At 62.8% G+C, this 20631-nt stretch carries 24 protein-coding genes; 8 read left to right on the forward strand and 16 right to left on the reverse strand.

Annotated elements, in window-relative coordinates; all coding sequences use genetic code 11:
* Positions 1-74: 74 nt before the first annotated feature.
* Genes P0Y65_02865 through P0Y65_02880 form a run of 4 tightly spaced genes read right to left on the reverse strand, consistent with a single transcriptional unit; the run spans position 75 to position 3159 of the window.
* Positions 75-1301 carry a sensor domain-containing diguanylate cyclase gene (locus tag P0Y65_02865; protein ID WEK05216.1) on the reverse strand — a complete coding sequence of 409 codons (1227 nt, stop codon included), beginning with the start codon at positions 1299-1301 and terminating at the stop codon, positions 75-77.
* Positions 1302-1350: 49 nt separating this feature from the next.
* Entirely contained in the window at positions 1351-1647 is a 297-nt protein-coding gene (locus tag P0Y65_02870; GenBank protein WEK05217.1) for a DUF1905 domain-containing protein, read from the reverse strand.
* Complete coding sequence (locus P0Y65_02875; protein WEK05218.1) at positions 1640-2752, reverse strand: class I SAM-dependent RNA methyltransferase; 1113 nt, start codon at positions 2750-2752, stop codon at positions 1640-1642. The genes P0Y65_02870 and P0Y65_02875 overlap by 8 nt, the downstream gene beginning before the upstream one ends.
* A 38-nt stretch (positions 2753-2790) precedes the next feature.
* The gene (locus P0Y65_02880) at positions 2791-3159 is read right to left on the reverse strand and encodes a response regulator (protein WEK05219.1); all 369 of its coding nucleotides are present in this window, start codon (positions 3157-3159) and stop codon (positions 2791-2793) included.
* A 170-nt stretch (positions 3160-3329) separates the two neighbouring features.
* Here P0Y65_02880 and P0Y65_02885 point away from each other — a divergent pair, with 170 nt between their 5' ends.
* Positions 3330-3596 (forward strand): DUF2277 domain-containing protein, encoded by a 267-nt coding sequence (locus P0Y65_02885; protein WEK05220.1) that lies wholly within the window; start codon positions 3330-3332, stop codon positions 3594-3596.
* A gap of 13 nt (positions 3597-3609) precedes the next feature.
* Here P0Y65_02885 and clpS read toward each other — a convergent pair whose 3' ends face one another.
* A complete protein-coding gene (gene clpS, locus P0Y65_02890) occupies positions 3610-3915 on the reverse strand; it encodes an ATP-dependent Clp protease adapter ClpS (protein WEK05221.1) in 306 nt (101 codons plus the stop codon).
* Positions 3916-4004: 89 nt separating this feature from the next.
* On the opposite strand from clpS, the gene P0Y65_02895 reads away from it, so the two are divergent.
* On the forward strand, positions 4005-4178 hold the full coding sequence (locus P0Y65_02895; GenBank protein ID WEK05222.1) for a DUF1328 domain-containing protein: 174 nt from the start codon (positions 4005-4007) through the stop codon (positions 4176-4178).
* A 25-nt stretch (positions 4179-4203) separates the two neighbouring features.
* Entirely contained in the window at positions 4204-5043 is an 840-nt protein-coding gene (locus P0Y65_02900) for an aldo/keto reductase (GenBank protein ID WEK05223.1), read from the forward strand.
* Positions 5044-5066: 23 nt separating this feature from the next.
* On the opposite strand, the gene P0Y65_02905 is transcribed toward P0Y65_02900, so the two are convergent.
* Positions 5067-5432: a helix-turn-helix transcriptional regulator gene (locus P0Y65_02905; GenBank protein WEK05224.1), complete on the reverse strand. Its 366-nt coding sequence runs from the start codon at positions 5430-5432 to the stop codon at positions 5067-5069.
* 113 nt (positions 5433-5545) lie between these two features.
* Between P0Y65_02905 and P0Y65_02910 the strand changes: the two genes are divergently transcribed.
* Positions 5546-6730 carry an MFS transporter gene (locus P0Y65_02910; GenBank protein WEK05225.1) on the forward strand — a complete coding sequence of 395 codons (1185 nt, stop codon included), beginning with the start codon at positions 5546-5548 and terminating at the stop codon, positions 6728-6730.
* Here P0Y65_02910 and P0Y65_02915 read toward each other — a convergent pair.
* Both P0Y65_02915 and P0Y65_02920 read right to left on the reverse strand, forming a co-directional pair.
* A complete protein-coding gene (locus P0Y65_02915; GenBank protein ID WEK05226.1) occupies positions 6727-8259 on the reverse strand; it encodes a permease in 1533 nt (510 codons plus the stop codon). The two genes, P0Y65_02910 and P0Y65_02915, sit on opposite strands and share 4 nt — an antisense overlap.
* Positions 8256-9002, reverse strand: a complete 747-nt coding sequence (locus tag P0Y65_02920; GenBank protein WEK05227.1) for an ABC transporter ATP-binding protein — start codon at positions 9000-9002, stop codon at positions 8256-8258. The genes P0Y65_02915 and P0Y65_02920 overlap by 4 nt, the downstream gene beginning before the upstream one ends.
* 246 nt (positions 9003-9248) lie before the next feature.
* Between P0Y65_02920 and P0Y65_02925 the strand changes: the two genes are divergently transcribed.
* On the forward strand, positions 9249-10478 hold the full coding sequence (locus tag P0Y65_02925) for an MFS transporter (GenBank protein WEK05228.1): 1230 nt from the start codon (positions 9249-9251) through the stop codon (positions 10476-10478).
* A 58-nt stretch (positions 10479-10536) separates the two neighbouring features.
* On the opposite strand, the gene P0Y65_02930 is transcribed toward P0Y65_02925, so the two are convergent.
* Positions 10537-10974, reverse strand: coding sequence for an organic hydroperoxide resistance protein (locus tag P0Y65_02930; GenBank protein ID WEK05229.1), 438 nt, complete (start codon positions 10972-10974; stop codon positions 10537-10539).
* Between the two features lie 108 nt (positions 10975-11082).
* Between P0Y65_02930 and P0Y65_02935 the strand changes: the two genes are divergently transcribed.
* On the forward strand, positions 11083-11526 hold the full coding sequence (locus P0Y65_02935; GenBank protein ID WEK05230.1) for a MarR family transcriptional regulator: 444 nt from the start codon (positions 11083-11085) through the stop codon (positions 11524-11526).
* Between the two features lie 72 nt (positions 11527-11598).
* On the opposite strand, the gene P0Y65_02940 is transcribed toward P0Y65_02935, so the two are convergent.
* Positions 11599-12315: a ribonuclease gene (locus P0Y65_02940; GenBank protein WEK05231.1), complete on the reverse strand. Its 717-nt coding sequence runs from the start codon at positions 12313-12315 to the stop codon at positions 11599-11601.
* A 52-nt stretch (positions 12316-12367) separates the two neighbouring features.
* Positions 12368-14344 (reverse strand): bifunctional 2',3'-cyclic-nucleotide 2'-phosphodiesterase/3'-nucleotidase, encoded by a 1977-nt coding sequence (locus P0Y65_02945; protein ID WEK05232.1) that lies wholly within the window; start codon positions 14342-14344, stop codon positions 12368-12370.
* A gap of 261 nt (positions 14345-14605) precedes the next feature.
* Here P0Y65_02945 and P0Y65_02950 point away from each other — a divergent pair, with 261 nt between their 5' ends.
* Positions 14606-15541 (forward strand): zinc metallopeptidase, encoded by a 936-nt coding sequence (locus P0Y65_02950; protein ID WEK05233.1) that lies wholly within the window; start codon positions 14606-14608, stop codon positions 15539-15541.
* Positions 15542-15544: 3 nt separating this feature from the next.
* Here the strand turns inward: P0Y65_02950 and P0Y65_02955 are convergent, their stop codons facing one another.
* From P0Y65_02955 to carA, 3 genes are all read right to left on the reverse strand, one after another.
* On the reverse strand, positions 15545-15898 hold the full coding sequence (locus P0Y65_02955) for a type II toxin-antitoxin system RelE/ParE family toxin (GenBank protein ID WEK05234.1): 354 nt from the start codon (positions 15896-15898) through the stop codon (positions 15545-15547).
* Positions 15843-16133: a hypothetical protein gene (locus P0Y65_02960; GenBank protein WEK05235.1), complete on the reverse strand. Its 291-nt coding sequence runs from the start codon at positions 16131-16133 to the stop codon at positions 15843-15845. The genes P0Y65_02955 and P0Y65_02960 overlap by 56 nt, the downstream gene beginning before the upstream one ends.
* A gap of 88 nt (positions 16134-16221) precedes the next feature.
* Complete coding sequence (gene carA, locus P0Y65_02965; protein WEK05236.1) at positions 16222-17427, reverse strand: glutamine-hydrolyzing carbamoyl-phosphate synthase small subunit; 1206 nt, start codon at positions 17425-17427, stop codon at positions 16222-16224.
* A gap of 195 nt (positions 17428-17622) precedes the next feature.
* On the opposite strand from carA, the gene P0Y65_02970 reads away from it, so the two are divergent.
* On the forward strand, positions 17623-18075 hold the full coding sequence (locus P0Y65_02970; GenBank protein ID WEK05237.1) for a GatB/YqeY domain-containing protein: 453 nt from the start codon (positions 17623-17625) through the stop codon (positions 18073-18075).
* Positions 18076-18079: 4 nt separating this feature from the next.
* Here the strand turns inward: P0Y65_02970 and P0Y65_02975 are convergent, their stop codons facing one another.
* Positions 18080-19225, reverse strand: coding sequence for a GGDEF domain-containing protein (locus P0Y65_02975; GenBank protein WEK05238.1), 1146 nt, complete (start codon positions 19223-19225; stop codon positions 18080-18082).
* A 106-nt stretch (positions 19226-19331) separates the two neighbouring features.
* On the reverse strand, positions 19332-20516 hold the full coding sequence (locus P0Y65_02980) for an MFS transporter (protein WEK05239.1): 1185 nt from the start codon (positions 20514-20516) through the stop codon (positions 19332-19334).
* Between the last annotated feature and the right edge of the window lie 115 nt (positions 20517-20631).

The following is a 20631-nucleotide window of genomic DNA, read 5'->3' on the forward strand; positions in this document are numbered from 1 at the left end:
AAACCTGTTGCAGGATTTGGTGAATAATTTGTTTTCGCTGCCCCGCACGGAGCTATGCAGTCCGCGCCGACCGATCAGGCAAACTCGACGATGGCGCGGTTCTCGGTGCGGCCGGTTACCCTGCAGGGCCATTCGAGGCCATCGGCGACGACGCGAAGGGTAAAGCTGTCGGGAACGTTGTGGGCGTCGGGGACAGAGAGTTCTGCGCTGGTTTCGCCAAGCGCACGCAGGGTGCAGTCCATGGTCGAATGGCGGTTGTTGAAGACGATCTGGCCGGCCTTGAGGACGCGGCGGCGTTCGCCATCGGGCTGCGTGCCCGATTTGCGCCAGGCGATGCATTTGTTGCGGCCGGACCGCTTGGCTTCGTAAAGCGCCTCGTCGGCCTTCTGCAGCAGGCTTTCGATCGTGTCGACATTGGGATCGAGCATGGCAATGCCGAAGCTGGCGCTGACCGAGATGGGCGGGCGGCTGCCGGGGAAGGTAAGGCCGCGCAACAGCAGGCGCAGCTTTTCTGCCACTTCCATGGCGCGCAACCCGTCGGTGTGGGGCAGCAGCACGGCGAATTCCTCGCCGCCCAGACGCCCGACCAGGTCGCTCTGACGCAATTGCTCGGACACTGCCTTGGCAACGGCGATAAGCACCTGATCGCCACCGGCATGGCCATAGGTGTCGTTGATCGACTTGAAGTGGTCGATGTCGAAACTGATGCAGCTCAGGGCGTTGCGGTGGCGCTTGGCCAGGGTGACGAACTTTTCGGAATCTTCCTTGAACGCCCGGCGGTTGAGAACCGAGGTCAGGCTATCGACCGTGGCGACCTTGCGCAGTTCGATCTGTTCCATGGCGATGGCAGCAAGATCCGCCAGGATTTCCTGTTCGCGCGACGTAAAATCGCGGGCGGTGGAGCCGACGGCGCAGACGGAGCCAATGACATAGCCATCATGGGTCGTGAGGGGCGCGCCGGCATAGGAACGGATATGGGCCGGGCCGGTAACAAAGGGGTTGTCCTTGACGCGGGGATCAAGCTCAGCATTGGGGATGGTCATAGCCTGACCATTCTGCAGGACATAGCGGCAGAAGGTAATGTCGAGCGGCGCCTGGGTAACATCAATGCCCTGAATGGACTTGAACCACTGGCGATGGGCATCCATCAGGGAGACGTGACCGATCTCGACATTGAGCGTCAGACGGATCAGGCGCGAAATGCGCTCGAAGACCTCCTCTTCGGCTGTGTCGAGGATGTCATAGCGGTCCAGCGCGGCAAGGCGAGCGCTGTCCTTGGCTATATCGGGAACGGCGTTCATCACGGTCTCCTTTACGGAGCTAGGATAAAACGACAGAGCTAAACGGTTCTTAACGCTCAGAACGCAGCCTGATTCCAATCGCAATCACATCGCCCACGGTTACACCTATGCTCTTGCGCACAGCCGCCTTGAGCGGCAGCAGGTAGCCGCCGTTCTTGGGGAAGAGGGTGGTGTAGAATGTGAGGTCGCCTATCGTTGCATCCACCGGGATCATGCCCCAGCCATAGCTCACGGTTTTCGCAGCGCGGGCTATGGTTTCGACATGCTCTGCCGGGACGGGCGCGTAGAAGAAGGGCGCGGGGCCGCGCCAGTGAATGATCTCGGTGGTAAAGCTCAGCTCAGCCATTCTTCGAGGTTCGCCAGAGGCCGATACGCAGGCCTCCATGCAAGACCGTTGGCTCGACGAGGTCAAGTTTGAGCCCGGTGGTGCGGGCCAGATCCTTGTCGCTGGTGATGATGCCGGCCTGCCAACCGGGCAGCTTGCTGCGGATGATATGGCCCAGGGCACGGTGCAGGCCGACCAGCGGCGCCTTGTTGCCGATGCGCGTACCATAGGGCGGGTTGACGATGACGAGGCCCGGCGGACTGTTCGGGGCATCGAGATTTTCAACGTCGGACTGGGTGAAGCTCACGATATCGCTAACGCCGGCGCGGGCTGCGTTTTCAGTGGCCATTCGGATGGCGCCGGCATCGCGGTCGGAACCGTAAAAGCGGACACCGGGTGTTTTGGCGGGCGCGGGCCTGAGCATCTCACCCCAGGACCTCGCATCGAAGCTGGGTAGCTGTTCGAAGGCAAATTTCCGCTCGCGGCCGGGCTTGAAGCCCAGAGCGATTTCAGCGGCCTCGATGATGAAGGTGCCAGAGCCGCACATGGGATCGAGCACGGGTTGGCTGCCGTCATAGCCGCATTGGCGCAGGAACATGGCGGCCATGGTTTCGCGCATCGGGGCTTTGGCGACACCTTCCTTGAAGCCGCGCTTGTGCAGGGATTCTCCCGTCGTATCCACGCTGATGGTGACGAGGTCATCCTCGATGCGGACCATGATACGCAGCTCGGCGTCGTCGCTGATCGGGGCGCCGAGCTCTTCGCTGATGGCCTTGGCGACGCGCTGGCTGGCGGCGCCAGCGTGATAAATGCGCGAGCGCTTGCAGGAGGCCTCTACTTTGACCGGAACATGCTTGCTCAGAAAGCTGGCCCATTCGACCTTGCGGGCGCGCTTGTCGAGCTGGGCGAGATGCAAGGCGCGGAAGCTGGCGACGCGGGCGAGCACGCGGGTGGCGCCACGCAGTTCGAGATTGGCCTTCCACACGTCGGGCCAGCTGCCCATGAAGGCGACGCCGCCGTCGACCACTGTGGCTTCGGCGAAACCAACCTCGCGCGCTTCGGCGCAGAGGGGGGCTTCGAGCCCGGGGGTGGCGACAAGGTAGATTTCAAAGGGCGCTGCGGTCATGGCGCAGCGATAGAGCTTTTCGCGACCAGGCGAAAGGGTCAGGCTGCGCGACGGACGCGGCGATCGAGGGCAGACAGGATCTGGTTGATGCCATAGGGCTTGGGCACAAAGACCGCGTTGGGCGGCAGTTGAGCCTGCGTCGGGCGGACGCCGCCGGAGACCACGACGATGGGCAGGTTGGGCTTGAGCTGGGCACAGCGCCAGGCGAGGTCCAGGCCCGAGTTCTGGCCGGGCAGGTCTATATCGGTGATCAGTGCATCGACATCGGATTTGCACAGCGTGCGCGCCGCGCCATCGGCCATGCCGAGGGGCAGGCTGTCGATGCCGTGATCGGCCAGATTGTCCATGAGGTCGAGCAGCAGCATGACCTCGTCTTCCACCACCATAACGCGCCTGATCTGATCCATGATCGTCACCCCGCAGTTTGCATGACAGTACAAGCCCCCAAGGGGACGAAGCGTTGCCGCATGGCTGAAATGCCTCTCGCCATGGTTAGCATTTGCCTAAAATTGTAAGGATTGGCGGGTGGGAACGGCTGAGGTAGCGTGGGGATCTGAACGGATCGGAGACGACCAAAATGTGCCGAAACATCAAGCCGTTGTTCAATTTCGAGCCGCCCGCGACGCGCAACGAGATGCATGACGCGGCGCTGCAATTCGTGCGCAAAATCTCGGGCTACAACACGCCGTCGCAGGTCAACGAAGCCGCCTTCCACGAGGCGGTGGAGGATATCGAAAAGGTCGTGCGCAATCTGTTGAAGTCGCTCGAAACGCATGCTCCGCCCAAGGATCGCGAGGAGGAGGCGGAGAAGCGACGGGAGAAGAGCAAGCTGCGCTTCGGTTAGGGTAGTTGAGCGCCTACTCTTCCGGCTCGGTGTTGAAGAGCAGCGGGAAGCCGTGCTGGCGGGCATAGTCGGTAGCGCGCGTCGCCTTTTCCTCGGCGATCTCTTTGGTGAATACGGCGACGACGCAGGCGCCCTTGGTGTGGGCGGTCAGCATGATGACGCTGGCCTGCGCCTCGGGTACGCGGAATTCAGCCTTGAGCAGGCGCACGACGAATTCGCGGGGCGTATAGTCGTCGTTGAGCAGGATCACCTTGTGCAGCGGCGGCTTGGCTGGCTTGAGCACGGTGTCTGTGCGATTTTTGACATTGGTGTCGGCCATTTTGGCCTCCGGGTTCGCATCCGGGCGAATGGGAACGGGCCCGCGGTCCTTGCGTTAGGGAAGCAAAATACCAGCGTCAAGGTCAAGTCATGCTTCAACTGCTCATCGTTCTCGTCCTGGTTGCGCTCGTCTCGGGCGCGCTCGGTTTCACCGGGCTTGCCGCTGGCGCGGCGACGCTAGCCAAGATCGTCTTCGTCGTCATGCTGATCGGCATCGGGTTGATGCTGTTGCTTGTGATGATGGGCTTTGCCATCCTGTTTTGAACCCTTTTCAAGGAGCCTTCCGGCCATGTCGCATATTCCGCAGATCACCCTGAACGACGGTCACAGCATTGCCCAACTCGGTTTCGGCGTCTGGCAGGTTTCCAATGAGGAGGTCATCCCGGCCATCCGGACCGCGATCGATGTGGGTTATCGGTCGATCGACACGGCGCAGGGCTATGGCAACGAGGAAGGCACCGGCCGGGCCATCGCCGAAAGCGGGGTGCCGCGCGAGGAATTGTTCATCACCTCGAAACTGCGCCCCAAGGATCAGGGGTTCGACGCGACCATCGACTCGTTCAAGGCGTCGCTGAAGCGGCTGGGTCTTGACTATCTCGATCTCTTCCTGATCCACTGGCCGGCGCCAGGGCTCGATCGCTATGCCGATAGCTGGAAGGCTTTCGTGCAGTTGCAAAAGGATGGGCTGGTCCGCTCGATCGGCGTGTCCAATTTCCTGCCCGAGCACCTCGAGCGGGTGATCGGGGACACCGGCGTCACGCCGGCGGTCAACCAGATCGAGCTGCATCCGCAGTTCCAACAGCGCGACGTGCGCGACTTCCATGCGCAGCACAAGATCGCCATTGAAAGCTATAGCCCGCTGGGGAGCGGGAAGGGATTGCTGAATAATCCAGTGATCAGCGAGATCGCGGTGAAATATGGCGTGACACCGGCCCAGGCTGTGTTGCGCTGGCACCTGCAGCAGGGGCTGATCGTCATCCCCAAATCCGTGCATGCCGAGCGCATCCGCGAAAATTTCGACGTCTTCGGCTTCCAGCTTGACCCGGTCGACATGGGCAAGATCGACGCTCTGGACAGACCCGATGGCAAGATCGGCAGCGACCCGGCGACGAACAACAGCGTCTGGTGAGTTAGAGCCTCAGCTCGAAGCGATCATGATCGGTCGGTCTGCTCGTGCAATTGGCGCAGCGTGGTCTCGACCTGCGGCAGGTCAACGGCTGCGGCGATGATCGTGTCGAGAAAACCTGGAAACCGGGCGTCGAGGTCGTCGCGGCGCAGGGTTACGCGGCGCTTGGTGCCTTCCGGCTGGACCTTGACCACCCCGGCCTCACGCAGTTTGGCGACGTGATAGGTGAGATTGGTCTTGGAGGTCAGGCCCGTGAGCTGGCCGCAGACCAGGCCTTCGACCTGGTCGCTGCGCGCCAGACAACCGATGATGGCAAGGCGCATGTCGTCGCCCAGGGCGGCGAGAACATTGGGCAGGGTGATCTGATCGGCTTCGGGATGCAGCAGCGTCATGGACGATATCTAGCGGTTTGCGGGAGCTAGTTCAATAAGTTTTGGACAAGGCGATTGACATCGTCGTGGTTGAGGTTCAATTGTTCAATGAATTTTGAACAAGGATCCTTCCCATGGACATCCGTCTCATCTGGCTGGCGGTGGGCACTTTCGCCATCGGTGTCGAGAGCTTTGCTATTTCGAGCCTGTTGCCGCAGATCGCCCAGTCGACCGGCGTGTCGCTGACCCAGGCGGGCTATCTGGTCGTGGCGTTTGCCCTGGCAAATGCCTTCGGTTCGCCGGTTCTGGCGGCGTTGACAGGCACGGCCGACCGGCGGCTGACGCTGACCATCGCGGCGTTGATTTTTTCGGCCGGGGCAATCTGGGCTGCGCTTTCGGTCGGCTATGCCGACCTGATGGCGGCCCGCGTCCTGATGGCCTTTGCGGCGGGACTTTACACTGCGACTGCGCAGGCGACGGGCGTGGCGATCTCGTCGGCGGACCACAGGGCGCGCGCCATTTCGGTCATCGTGGGTGGGACGACCATGGCGGTAGCCTTCGGCGCGCCGCTGGGTGCGCTGGTGGCCGGTTTCGTCAGTTGGCGCGGCAGCTACTATATGGTCTCCGGCTTTGGGGTGATCGCGGCACTGGCGATCTGGATCATGCTGCCGGCAGGCTTGCGCGGCGCGCAATTGTCGCTGCGCCAGCGTATTGCAGCCGTGGCGCTGCCGGGCGTGCCGGGGGCATTGCTGACGACGCTGTTCAACCTGGCTGGTGCCTTTACCGTCATCATCTATCTGGCCGTCATCACCACGCAATCGATCGGCCTGTCGCGTGAGCTCGTGCCGATGGTGCTGCTGGCTTTCGGCATCGGGGCGGCGTTTGGCAATGCGGCGGGTGGTCAGCTGGCCGACCGGGTGGGCGCGCGGCCAACGGTGATCGGCGCGGCCATGCTCAATAGTTTGATGCTGGTGGCGATATCGCTGGCGGCGCATCTGCCGGCCGGCCTGGTCATCCCGGTGTTTTTCGTGCTGATCGTCATCTGGGGCGGCACGGGCTGGGCCTTTCCGCCGGCGCAATCGAGCTATCTGCTGAGTCTCTCGCCGAGCAATGCGCCGCTGGTGCTGTCGCTCAATGCGTCGGCGCTCTACCTCGGCATTGCCGCGGGCTCGCTGATCGGCGGGCTGGTGCTGCAGTTCGGCACGCCGAGCGACCTGGGCTGGATTGGTGCCCTGCTGCCGGCGCTGTCACTGGTTGGCATTGCACTATCGGCGCTGCGCCGGCAGTCGATTGGTCGCAAGCTGGCGCGCGCCAGCTAGGGCCGGCGGGGTGCCAGCAGGCGGGCGATGCCGAGCACCAGCACGGCGACCACGGCCGGGCCGAAGGCCAGCCAGGAACCGGCGGCCAGCATGGCGCCCATGCCCGCCCACATGATGGAGGCGAAGGCTTCGCTCAGCGTGGCGGCGCGCGAGGCGACCTGGCGGCGGCGGAACATCGAGCGCTTGGCGACGACGCGAAACCAGAGCTGGATGGCGGTGGCCGAGCCGGCCGAGAGCATGGCGCCAAATGCGGTGATCAGCGCCATCTGCCAGGAGGAGAGGGCCATCAGCAGCAAAAGGGGTGCCATGACGCAGAGGATGACGGTCAGCACGGCCTCGATCTTGGCGAAGAGCACGGTGCGTGGCGAGACGGGCGCGGTGACCACGAGGTCATGCGCATCCTCTCCGGAAATGGCGAGCCAGGCGAGACCGCCGGCCAGTTGCCCGGCGGCCATGATCAGCACCGGCACGACCACGACGAAGGCGCCGGCATTGCTGCCGAAATTGTGCCAGAGCAGCAGGGCCGGCGGCAGCAGGTAAAGGATCTGCATCAGCGTCTGAGACAACAGCCAGGGATCGCGCTGCAGCAGGCGCCATTCCTTGAGGCGCAGGGCGTGGCGCTGCGAGGCCTTCTGGAAGGAATTGCGCGAGACGCGTCGCTTGCTGCGGATATGGGTGAGGCCGGCAGCGGAGGTGGCGTGCTGGCCATAGCTGGGTGCCGCCAGGGCTATGGTGGCGATCAGCGCGGTGACGCCGATGACCAGCATGGTGGTCAGCGCGTCGCCATAGCCCATGACGGCCTTGGCGGGCAGCCAGAAGGCGCTGTCGACTGCAGGGGCGAGATCAATCAGGGCCTGCGACTGGAACAGGGCGAAGCGCGACATGTCGCCGTAATAGAGGATGGCGGCGGCCTGAATGCCGATGACAAAGCCGGCGCCGACGACGGCCGCCACGATCTGGGCAATCAGGCGGGTCTGCTTGGGCCCGACGAGGCGGAACAGCAGCAGCGTGATGCCGATGGAAATGGCGGTGGAAATGGCGCCCATGGAAAAGACCACGCCATAGGCAAAGAGCCAGCGCGGGCCATCGAGCAGGGCGAGCATGTTGATCAGCGGGCTGGCGAGCAGGCCCGGCAACAGCATGGAGGTGAGCGCCACAGCGCCGGTGCGCACGGCAAAGACGCGGCGCGACGAGGCGGGCGAGGACAGCACCAGGTCGAGGTCGGAGCGGCCATAGTAGACGCGGGTGACCGCTTCGAGCGCCTGCGACAGCATGATGGTCCAGAACAGGACGCCGGTGCCGGTCAGCATGACCAGGGTCGCCGCATCCTCGTTGATACCGCGGCCGGCCCAGGGACCGACAAGCCCGAGCGCCATCAGGTGCAGGATGATGACCACGACGGCAAGGAAGATCACCAGGCCGACGCTGCGGGCGCGGCGACCGCCGGTCATCATGGCGACCCAGTCGCGCCAGCCCAGCATCAGTTCATGGCGGGCAAACCAGGCGATGGAGGCCGGTGCGGCGCTCATGCGGCCTCTTCGGTGCCCTGCGCCACCAGATCGAGGAAGATGTCTTCGAGGCTGGACTCGCGGCCGATATGACTGCGCAGTTCGGCCAGGGTCCCCTCGGCGATCAGCCGGCCGCCGGTGATGACACCGATGCGTTCGGCCATGCGTTCGGCGACTTCGAGGATATGGGTGGTCATGATGACGGTGACGCCCTCGCGCACCTTGCCCAGCAGCACATCCTTGACGGTGCGGGCGGAGCCGGCGTCGAGGCCGGTCAGCGGCTCGTCGAGGATGATGAGCTTGGGGTCATGCACCAGCGCGCCGGCCAGAGCGACCTTTTGCAGCATGCCCTTGGAAAAGCCGCCGCAAAGGTCGTTGGCATGGGGCCTGAGGCCCAGCCAGTCGATCAGTTCATTGGCCTTGGCCTGGGCTTGCCTGCTTTCGACCTGCCAGAGGCCAGCGACGAATTCGAGATATTCGAGCGGGGTCAGGCGGTCATAGACCATGGGTTCGTCGGAGACCCAGGCCAGCATGCGCTTGGCGGCGATTGGGTCGCGCCTTGCGTCGATGCCGAAGATGGAAATACCGCCGCTATCGGGCTGCAAGAGGCCCGCGACCATGCGGAGGATCGTGGTCTTGCCGGCGCCATTGGGACCGAGCAGGGCATAGAATTCGCCGGCCCTGATGGTCAGGTCGAATTGCTTGATGACCGGACGGTCGAAGCTCTTGTTGAGGCTCGTAACGGCGAGGGCAGGGACGGTCATAGGCGTCGCTCCGGCGGGAATAGCCGGTCAAACCTATGCGGAGAGCCTTTCCCGCATGTGAATCGGAAGCGTTAAGATTTTGGTATGCCTGCACTTTTGTGCAGGGCCGCTGTGCGCAAAGGACGATTGTCGGGCGCTATATCGGCCTTTTACGGTGAACCGGCCCGCTCGCCCCATGGCGGGATTCTCTTCATTGCCTGCCGTGGCCCGGTTTTCACCGATGGCCAGACGCGTCCGGAGCCGACCATGACTACCCCCAATTCCTCGATCTCCGGTCTCGGCGATACCAATACCAAGCTGGCCATCCTCGCCATGGCCATCGGCTCCTTCGGCATCGGCACCGGCGAATTCGCCATCATGGGCCTGTTGCGCAACCTGGCCGGCGACCTGCAGATTTCCATCCAGGACGCGGGCCATGTGATCAGCGCCTATGCGCTGGGCGTGGTGGTGGGCGCGCCGCTGTTTGCAATCCTCTTTGCCCGCACGCCGCGCAAGCCGCTGATGATCTGGCTGATGGGTCTGTTTGCCGTCGGCAATATCGGCAGCGCCGCAGCGCCGGAATACTGGTCGCTGCTCGGCCTGCGTTTCCTTTCCGGCCTGCCGCATGGCGCCTATTTCGGCATTGCCGCGCTGGTGGCGGCATCCATGGTTGATGTCGGCTATCGCGCCCGGGCCGTGGGTCGCGTCATGCTGGGCCTGACCATTGCGACCCTGATCGGCATGCCGCTCGCCACCTGGCTGGGCCAGTATATGGGCTGGCGCCCGACCTTTGCCGGCGTCGGCGTGATCGGTGCCATGGCCGTGGTGATGATTTTCCGTTTCGTGCCCGCGGTGAAGCTGGCGGAGGGCGCGAGCCCGTTGACCGAACTTTCCGCGCTGCGCCGGCCACAGGTCTGGCTGACGCTGGGTATCTGTGCCGTCGGCTGCGGCGGCATGTTCTCGGTCTTTACCTACGTCGATCCGCTGCTGATCGATGTCGCGCATATTCCCCAGGTCTGGGTGCCGCTGGTGCTGGCGCTATTCGGTGTCGGCATGACGCTGGGCAATATCATTGGGGCGACCATGGCCGACAAGGCGCTGATGCCCACCATTGGCGGCATGCTGGCCTTCAACGTGATCAGCCTCGCCATCATTCCGTGGACGGCGCAGCTCTGGCTAACGGCGTCGATCAGCGTGCTGCTGGTCGGCTTTACCGTGGCGATCGGCACGGCGCTGCAGACGCGGCTGATGGATGTAGCTGCCGATGGGCAGACGCTGGCTGCGACGCTGATGCATGCGGCGTTCAACACAGCAAATGCCCTGGGCGCGCTGCTGGGCGGCATGGCGATAGGCGCAGGCTGGGGCCCGGCAGCGACCGGTCCGGTCGGCGCGGTTCTGGCGGTGGGTGGGCTGATCCTCTTTATGATCTCGGCCATGCTCGACAAACACCAGCGCCGCTGGCAACCGCTGGATGTGGTGCCGCAACCAGCCGAATAGAGGAATGCAAAAGGGCGGGTACCGAGGTACCCGCCCTTTTGTTTCAGACGATCAGGTCTCAGGCGACGGAAAGCTTGACGTCGACATTGCCGCGGGTGGCGTTGGAATAGGGGCAGACTTCGTGGGCCTTGTGGACCAGCGCTTCGGCGTCAGCCTTGTCGAAGCCGGGCAGGGTCACCTTGAGCTCGACGGCGATGTTGAAGCCCTTGGCGCCTTCATTGGCATTCTCGCCAAATGAAACCGACGCGTCGATGGTGGCTTCGTCCGGAATCTTGACCTTTTCGCCACGAGCGACGGCCTTGAGGGCGCCGAGGAAGCAGGCCGAATAGCCGGCGGCAAACAGCTGCTCGGGATTGGTACCCGGACCGTCATTACCGCCCATGGCGGCCGGGGTGTCCAGCGTCACTTCGAGGCGACCGTCGTCGGTCTTGCTGGTGCCGGTGCGGCCGCCGGTGGTGTGGGCGTGAGCGGTGTAGACGGCTGACTTGATGGACATGGAAAACTCCTGAAGATCCGTGTTGATGGGTATTCAATAGCGCACAATTAAATTGTGTGCAATTGAAAGTTGCTGTGCTATTGTGATGGTGTTCTCGTGAGGGTGCCGATGGCCAGCAAAACCGATCCGATGCAACTCGATTCCATGTTGTGCTTTGCCGTCTATGCGGCGGGCCACGCCTTCACGCGGTTCTACAAGCCGCGTCTGGACGCGCTGGGCCTCACCTATCCGCAATACCTGGTGTTCCTGGTGCTCTGGGAAAAGGATGGTCTGACGGTAAAGGCTTTGGGGGAGAAATTGTTCCTCGACAGCGGCACGATCACGCCCCTGCTCAAGCGCCTGGAAGCGCGCGGCCTGTTGCGCCGGCAGCGTGATGCGGATGACGAGCGGCTGGTGCGGATTTTCCTGACCGACGAGGGCAGGGCGCTGCGCGAACAGGCGCTGGCTGTGCCACTGGCCGTGGGCAAGGCGCTGGGCGGCAAGGCCGAGGACGCGGCTCACCTGCGCGAGGCGCTGCACCTGCTGCGCGAGCGACTGGACGAAGCTGAGTAAGGTCGGGCTACTCCGTATGGGGAGTTGCAACACCGAGTGGGTGGGACCTCTCGGTGGAGACTGTGGATCGAATTATTGCAGCCCCACGGCGTCCACCATACCGCCGTCACAGCCGCCATCGGTGGGACGCGCCGCGAGGATCAACCGGCCGAAACTGTCGGGGCCCTGCGGCTGGCCGGTGAGGCCGATGGTGAGTTCGTCGATCAGGCGACGATTGCCGTCATTGACGCAGGAGAGGCGCACGCGGTCGCCGGCGCCGGGGCCAAAAGCCTCGTCGAAGGCCGCGCGAACCTGGCCCTGGGTCAGGCGCTTGCCGATATTGCTGGCGAAGAGGTCGCGCACCACGGTTTCGTTGACGGCATCGAGCAGGTCGAGGGAGTCGCCGAAATAGGCCTCGGCGTCGCCGTCATAGCAAGTGCCATGGGTGATCCATTCGTGGCGGTCGAGACCGGAGTGGGTGCCGGGCATCAAGATCTGCAGCTCATCGCGAAGAGCGTCGGAAATGTCGGGCTCGGGCAGCAGGTCCCAGTCGCCCTGCTCATCCAGTGCCACTGTTTCTGCGTCCACCCCGCAATAATCGCGGGAACGCGGCTGCGGCCAGAGGCCGTGCAGGGCGAAATTGCCGGCATCGAACCGGTCCACGGTCTGGCTTTCGCATTCGGCACGATCGGGTCGGGTTTCGCAGAAGGCCGGCTGCCAGCTGATAGCCAGCACATATTGGGTGCGTTCCTGCGCCAGGGTGGGCGCGGTCAGCAGGCCAAGCAAGGCAAATGCGGACATGAAACGCATGGATCAAAGCCTCAAATGAACATGGGCGGCCCTTAGAGGCCGCCCATCGAGCCTAGAGCGTTATACGATAGACACCAAAGCCTTCGGCGTTGGTTTCGCCGGTTGCCTCGATGCTGACGCCCGAAACGTCATCGACATAGTCGGCACCCTTGGGGCCGGTGGTGAAGAGCACCGAGGTGTCACCGATCGGGGCCAGAGACCAGTTGCCGTCGGCGGACGGGCTGATGGTGCCGTTTTCGACGATGAAGCGGATGATGATGTCGCGATTGGTGTCGGGACCGACAAAGACGATCTTTTCCGCATTGATGCCGGGGAAGGTGCCGCCGCCGCTGGCGCGGTAATTGTTGGTGGCGACGATGAATTCCTGGGCGGGATCGATCGGCTGGCCGTCATAGCTCAGCTCGACGATGCGATTGGCGTCGGGGTTAGTCTCTTCCTTGCCGTCCGAGGAATATTTGCTCGGCTGGGTCAGGTCGATCTTGTAGGTAACGCCGTCGATCACGTCGTAATTGTAGGACGGGAAGTCGAGGTTGATCAGCTCGGCGTCGATGGCGCCAGCTTCGACCTGGTTGAAGATGCCCGCCGAGCGTTCAAGCCAGTTCTTCACATCGGCGCCGGTGATTTTCACCGCCTGGATGGTGTTGGGATAGAGATAGAGGTCAGCCACATTCTTGATAGCAACCGGGCCGACGGGCACGTCGGTGTAATAGTCCGGACCACCACGGCCGCCGGCCTTGAAGGGAGCCGCGGCCGAGAGGATCGGCAAAGCCTCCCATTCGGTGCCCTTCATCATCTGTTCGATATACCAGGTCTGGGCCTGGCTCACGATCTGCACCGACGGATCGTCGGCGACGAGGGCGAAATAGGAATAGAGCGGAGCCGAGGTCTCGCCCACGGCGCGACGCACATATTCAAGCGTTTCGTCATGGTCGGTCTGGGCGGCAGCGAGGACTTCGGCCTCGTCTTCGACCAGGGCATTGACCTTGCCATCGACACGCTCGGAGATCGGGCGGGCTTCGGATGTGTGCGAGACGACGGTCCACTTGCCGTCGGCGTCCTGCTCAAGCAGCAGGTCAATCAGACCCATGTGGCTGCCCCAGAAGCCGGGCATGACGGCAGGCGTTCCGGCCAGTGTGCCAGCTTCGATATCGACGCCTTCGATGCCTTCATAATCCGGACCCGGGAAGACCAGATGCTGGTGGCCAAGCATGATCGCATCGATGCCTTCGACGGCTGCCAGCTGCAGGGCCATGTTTTCGCCGCCGGTCGCCTGATCGGCGGCAATGCCGGAATGGCAGAGGGCGATGACGATATCGGCGCCTTCTTCCTTGATCCTGGGTATATAGGCCTGCGCCGTCTCGACGATGTCGCGGGTGTTGACCTTGCCAGTCAGGTTGGCAGCGTCCCAGGTCATGATCTGGGGTGGCACGAAGCCGATGAGGCCGATCTTGATGCTCTTGGCTGCGCCCGAGCCGTCGGTCAATTCCTTATCGATGATAAGGTAAGGTTGGATATAGGTCTCGTCGTCCAGCACATTTGCGGCCAGTTCGCCCTTCACCAGATTGGCGGAGACGAAGGGGAAGTCGGCGCCGGCCAGGGCCTTGTCGAGGAATTCGAGGCCGTAGTTGAATTCGTGATTGCCCAGCGTTGCGGCTTCATAGCCCAGGGTGTTCATCGCGGCGATGACGGGGTGGACATTGCCATCGAGGCCCTTCTCATAGGCGATATAGTCGCCCATCGGATTGCCCTGGATAATGTCACCATTGTCGACCAGCAGGGAATTGCCCGCTTCGGCGCGGATAGACTCAATGATCGAGGCGGTGCGGGCCAAGCCCATGGTGTCATTGGGGGCGTCGGCAAAATAGTCATAGGCGAAAACCGCGACATGCAGGTCGGTGGTTTCCAGAATGCGCAAATGGGCCTGATTGGCCTGGGCCATGGTGGCGAAAGGATGCATGGCGGCCATGGCTCCAACACTCGCGGAGCCGGCGAGGAATGTACGGCGAGAAATCGTGGGCAGGAAATTCATTGGTGTCTCCCTGAGGCGTTCAGTTTCGAACTGGACCGGGGGCTGGAGGCTCCCGGGCCGGGCGCGCGGCCCGTCGCGTCGCGCTTCGCATGAAAGCGCAAAAGCTCTTGCCGTCCGGAAATGACGTTGGGATGACGGCGGCGTGATCAGGCTATGGAAGTTTGACCGGTTGGTCAATTTATGACAGCGGCCTGCCCACCGGAACCGATTGCATCGGCATGGCTTGTTGCTAGGCTTGGGGATCGATCGGAGAATTCGCAGATGAAGTGGCGTGGCAGGCAGCAGAGTTCCAACATCGAGGACCGGCGCAGCCAGGGCGGCGGCGGCCTTGGCGGGCTGGGCGGCAATCCTTTCGGCCGGGGTGGTGGCGGCATTCGCTTGCCCTCGGGCGGGGGGCGCGGCTCGCGTGGCGGCTTCGGTAGCCTGATCGGCATCGTGGTGGTGCTGGGTATTATCTGGCTTGTGACCGGCACCAATCCGCTCGACATGCTGAGCGGTGGTGGCAGCAGTTCGTCTACCCAGTCCAATGCCTCGCGGCAGGTGCCGACCACGGGCGAAGAGGCCGAGTTGCGCGAATTTGTCGGTGTCGTGGTCAAGGAGACCGAGGATCTGTGGACCGAGGTCTTCGAGGCATCGGGCGAGAATTATCCCGAGCCCAGGGTCGTGTTGTTCAGCGGCGGCACCAATACCGGCTGCGGCTATGCCGATTCCAGCACCGGGCCGTTCTATTGCCCCGGCGACAGTCAGGTTTACATCGACCTGAGCTTTTATGATCAGTTGCGGTCCGAATTCGGTGCGCCGGGCGATTTTGCTCAGGCCTATGTGCTGGCGCATGAAGTGGGTCACCATATTCAGAACCTGACGGGCGTGCTGCCCGAGTTCAACCAGCGTCGCCAGTCGATGAGCACGGAAGAGGCCAATGCCTATTCGGTCCGCGTCGAGCTGCAGGCGGACTGCTATGCCGGCGTCTGGGCCAGCTATGCCGGCCAAGAAGACCTGCTGGACAATGGCGATATCGAGGAAGCGCTCAACGCCGCCGAACAGATCGGCGATGACACGCTGCAAAAGCGTATGCAGGGCTTTGCGGTGCCGAAAACCTTCAACCACGGCACGTCGCAGCAGCGGAAGACCTGGTTCGAGCGCGGATATTCGAGTGGCAACCCGAGCCAGTGCGATACGTTTTCGGGGAGTGTTTGAGGGTTAGGGGCGGTCGCGCATGATGGTTTCGTAGTCCTGTGCACTACTGAAGATGCGCAAGATCAGCACGTTATCGCGTTGCGCGTCATAGACTATCACCAAACGCTCAAATGGCGTCTGCCGGATGCCAGGGCCGAAGTCGGGCCTTGCAATACCGCTGTCCGGCGCTGTTCCAATCAGTTCGCACCGTGCCATGATCCGTTCGATGTAGTTTTGTGCTGTCCGGGAGAAGCCTGACATCTCGACGATGTATAAGAATATGGCGTCTAGGTCGTCCCGCGCATCATCAGAGTAGTTGACATCAGGTGGTGTCATGTCGGCGCGCGCGCTGTTGTTCGAGCCGCTCAGCGGATTCAAACTGGCGCCGCATGTGTTCACGCACGGATGCTGCACTATGAACCGGACGCGAAGGATCTGCGGCGTGAAGAATCTGCCGCTTGAGTTCAGCCAGACGTGCTGCGTGCTGCTGCTCATCGAGCGCCATTCGGACCATCTCGTCGGCAGATTCGAACTCACCGCGTGCCACGCTCTCGCGGATTCTTTCGGCTTGGTCGTCGCTTATGGTCACGGTGAGCTTGTCTGGCTGGTCCATGTCGACCTCCGATGTCGCCCCAATGTAATGCGGCGTGCCCGGTCGGCCAAACAAAAACGCCGGAGACTGGCTCCGGCGTATTCTCAGATCAGGCAGCGGGCGCCTTGTGTTCGGGCAGTTCCGCCACGCCCTTTTGCTTGCGGACGTGGTTGAGGAAGCGCGTGAAGAGGTAGTGGCTGTCGCGCGGGCCGGGGCTGGCTTCGGGGTGGTATTGCACCGAAAAGATCGGCTTGCCCTCAACCTGCAGCCCCGCATTGGACTGGTCGAACAGCGAGACATGGGTCTCGGTGACGCCAGACGGCAGACTGGCCTTGTCGACGGCAAAGCCGTGGTTCATCGAGGTGATTTCCACCTTGCCCGTGGTCAGGTCCTTGACCGGATGATTGGCGCCGTGGTGGCCCTGGTGCATCTTGGAGGTGGTGCCGCCCAGGGCCAAGCCGAGCAGCTGGTGGCCGAGGCAAATGCCGAAGACGGGTTTGCCGGTTTCCATCAGCGTCTGGATGGTGGGCACGGCATATTTGCCAGTCGCCGCCGGATCGCCGGGGCCATTGGAGAGGAAAATGCCGTCGGGATTGTGCGACAGCACATCGGCTGCCGTGGCGGTGGCCGGAACGACGGTGACCTTGGCGCCCTGGTCGGCGAGGCAGCGCAGGATGTTGCGCTTGGCACCATAGTCGATGGCGACGATGTGGAAATCGGCATTGTCGAGCTGGCTATAGCCCTTGTCCCATGCCCAGCCGGTCTGGTCCCAGTGATAGGTCTGGGCGGTGGTGACTTCCTTGGCAAGGTCAAGCCCTTCAAGGCCCGGGAACGCATTGAGTTCAGCCGTGATCGAGGCTTCGTCGAACTGGCCATCGGGCGCATGGGCGACGACGCCGTTGGGCATGCCGTTTTCGCGGATCAGCGCGGTCAGGGCGCGGGTGTCGACGCCGGCGATGCCGACGATATTGCGCTTCTTGAGCCAGACGTCGAGTTCTTCGGCAGCGCGGTAGTTGGAGGGATTGGTGATGTCGGCCTTGATCACGACGCCACGCACGCCGGACAGAGCGGCCATATTGACCGTCTCGATGTCCTCGTCATTGGCGCCGACATTGCCGATATGGGGGAAGGTGAAAGTCACGATCTGCCCGGCATAGGACGGATCGGTTAGGACTTCCTGGTAGCCGGTCATGGCGGTGTTGAAGCAGACCTCGCCGGCGGCGTGGCCAATCGCTCCGATGCCGCGGCCTTCCAGGCGCGTACCGTCTGCCAGGATCAGAAGTGCGGTCGCGGGGGATTGCTGCCAGCCGGTCACGGTAGGGCTCCATGGTTTGTTTCAGGTAGTCGCGCGTTCAGACCGGCAAAGTCTTGCAACTTTTCCGGGCCACGCTCGCGTCAATGTCGATTGAGGCCTCTCCCTAGACGCAGCAGCCGGTCAACGCAAGTGGCGCGACGCGCTTATTGTGCCTATATGGGTCCAACAAAACGCATAGCAAGAGGATCAAAACCCATGCGCGAACAGTTCAGCGAAGGCCTGAAAGAGGCCCTCAAGGCTCGTGACCAGCGGCGCACCGCGACGCTCCGGGCCATTACCGCGGCTATCAAGGACAAGGACATCGCCATCCGCCAGGAAAACCGCGGGCCGGCGACCAATGAGGAAATCCTCGCCATCATCGTCAAGATGGTCAAGCAGCGCGAAGAAAGCTTTGCCATCTATGCCCAGGCCGGCCGTGCCGACCTCGCCACGGTGGAAAAGGAAGAGATCGACATCCTCAACGAGTTCCTGCCCAAGGGACTGACCGAAGAAGAGGTCGAGGCGGCGATCAAGGCAGCCATTGCCACCACCGGTGCCGCCGATCCCAAGGACATGGGCAAGGTGATCGCCCAGCTCAAGGCCGACTACCCGGGCCGGATCGACTTCGGCAAGGCCAGCGCCAAGGTGCGCGCGGCGCTGGCTGGCTAAGTCCTCAAGCGATGAGACGCAATGTAGCGGTCGTGACCTGGTTACGGCCGCTTCCTTTTGCTCGGTAGAGCGCATCGTCGGCGCGGTTGAGGACCGAGGAAAAGTTTTCGCCCTCGCCGCTGACGGCGACGCCAACGCTGACGGTGGCCGGTATGGACTCCATGGCGCGGCGGGTCGGGGTCTGTTCGAAGTCGGCGCGGATGCGCTCGGCGATCTGCTTGGCCTGTTCCACGAGCATGGGCTCCAGGATGGCGCAGAATTCTTCGCCGCCAATTCGGGCCACGGCGTCGTCGCTGCGCATATTGTTATGCAGGATCGCGCCGAAGTGGCGGATGACGGAATCGCCCCCGGCGTGACCGAAGCGGTCGTTGATCTGCTTGAAATGGTCGATGTCGAACATCAGCACGGCGGTGCCGGCGGGCAGATCAAGGTTTTCAAAGCGATCGAACAGGGCGCGGCGATTCAAAAGGCCTGTCAGCGAGTCGGTATTGGCCTCATGCCTGTGTTTGCGGGCGGCGCGCGAGTGGTGCAGTGTCAGCGTGATGGCGCCGATGCCGGTCAGGCCAACCAGCGACATAATGGAATTGAAGCGCTCGGCCCAATTGTCGGGAATGGCTTGCAGGACCAGATGCCCGTCGAGGGCAATCATCACCGAACAGGCAAAGAAGGAAATCGCACAAAGCGTATAGAGCACGGCGTTGGACACCAGCGCCGCCGGGGATTCATGGCGGCCACGCCAATATTCCACAGCGCAGAGCAGCATGATGATGCCGCCCATGAGGTTGAGATTGAACACGCCGATCCCGGACAGACCGGCAAACAGAGGCACGGCGAGCAGGATCAGCGAAATCGCCCAGACCACGACGGCGGGCCGTACCGAGTTTGCCGTGTCGCGGAACAGGCGCGACGCTCCATAGATCAGGCCGAAGCCGCTAAGGATCAGCGTATAGGGAGCAAGCAGGTGGAAGAGGCCCACTTCGCCATTGCGAAAGCCCAGCAGAACCATGGCGATGACCACGAGGCCAATGCCGGCCGAACCATAGGCGAGATAGGTCTCCGCCCGGGAATTCATCCAACCGATGAGCAGCGCACCCATCAAGGCCGCACTCGAAAAAGCGATCGCTATCAATAAGGTAGCGTTGTCGATCATTGCCCGTCCCCCGATCGCGCAAAGGCGTTTCGCTCGCCGGCGGGCAAGAGACGCTTGGGTCATTCAATCCCTAGAAGATGACTAAAGGGTTATTAAATGCAAGTACTTAACAATTGCCCGCTGGCACGGTCTGGATTTTGATGCTGCGCAGTTCCTGCCAGTAGGACCAGATGGCGATCAATACAGCCAGAGCGAGCGCTGCGGTGCCGATCAGCGGGAGGCTGCGATATCCCCAGCCGGCGTCGAGCATGCCGGCACCCAGAACGGCGCCGATGGCAATGCCGATATTAAAGCCGGTGGGGATGAGCGCCGAGGCCAGATTGGGCGCATCGCCCGCCCAGGCGAGTACGCGCGACTGGACCGGCGAGCCGAAGGCGAAGTTGACGCCGCCCCAGATGACCACCACGACGGCCATGACCAGGGGATAGGGGCTGACGGCGTAGAGCAGGGCAAAGGCGCCCACCTGGGTGGTGAGGATGACGATGAGCGATGGCATCAGCTTCCAGTCGGCAAGCCGACCGCCGATGAAGACGCCGATGGTCGATCCAACACCGTAAAGCAGCAGAATCCAGGGGATGATGGCGGCGTCGAAGCCGCTGACCTCGCGCAGCAGTGGCGCGATATAGGTAAAGAGGCTGTATTGGCCGATCATGGCCAGGATGGCGATGAGCAGCGAGGTGGCGACCTGCTGCCGGCCGAGCGCCTTGAATTCCCTAAGCAGGCCGCCGCTGGTGCTGGCATTGGCGGTGCTGGTCGGCAGACAGAAGGCGACGGCGAGAGTGGCGACAAAGCCCAGCGCACCGACGGCCCAGAAGGTGGCGCGCCAGTCGATAGCTGTGCCGATGGCGGTTCCCGCCGGAACGCCCAGAATATTGGAAACGGTCAGGCCGGAGAGAATCAGCGCGACGGCGAAGCCGCTCTTGTCTGCCGGCACAAGATTGACGGCCACTATGGCGGCGATGCCGAAATAGGTGCCATGCACCACCGAGACCAATACGCGCGCCGCCATCAGCAGTTCGAAGGTCGGCGCCAGGGCGCAGAGCGCCTGGCCGAGGGTGAAGACCGTGCCAAGCAGCACGATCAGCGCCTTTCTGCTGAGCCTTTTGGTCGCGACGGCCAAGAGCGGCCCGCCAATGGCGATGCCCACGGCATAGCCGCTTATCAGGTAGCCGGCTGTGGGAATCGAGGTGCCAAGGCCAAGGGCGACTTCGGGTAGCACGCCAGCGATCACAAATTCGGCCGTGCCGAAGGCAAAGGCGGCGAGAAACAACGCAAACAACGGCAGCGACATGACATAAACCGCCAGCGGCGGGCCTCGATTGAAGCGGTCTCTCATCATGTTGAGGCAATGTTGGCAATGCATAATTGGCGGGCACGACTTTAGATAAACTAAAGTCACATCAGGC

It is taken from the genome of Candidatus Devosia phytovorans, from assembly GCA_029202405.1.
Classification (GTDB): Bacteria; Pseudomonadota; Alphaproteobacteria; order Rhizobiales; family Devosiaceae; genus Devosia; species Devosia phytovorans.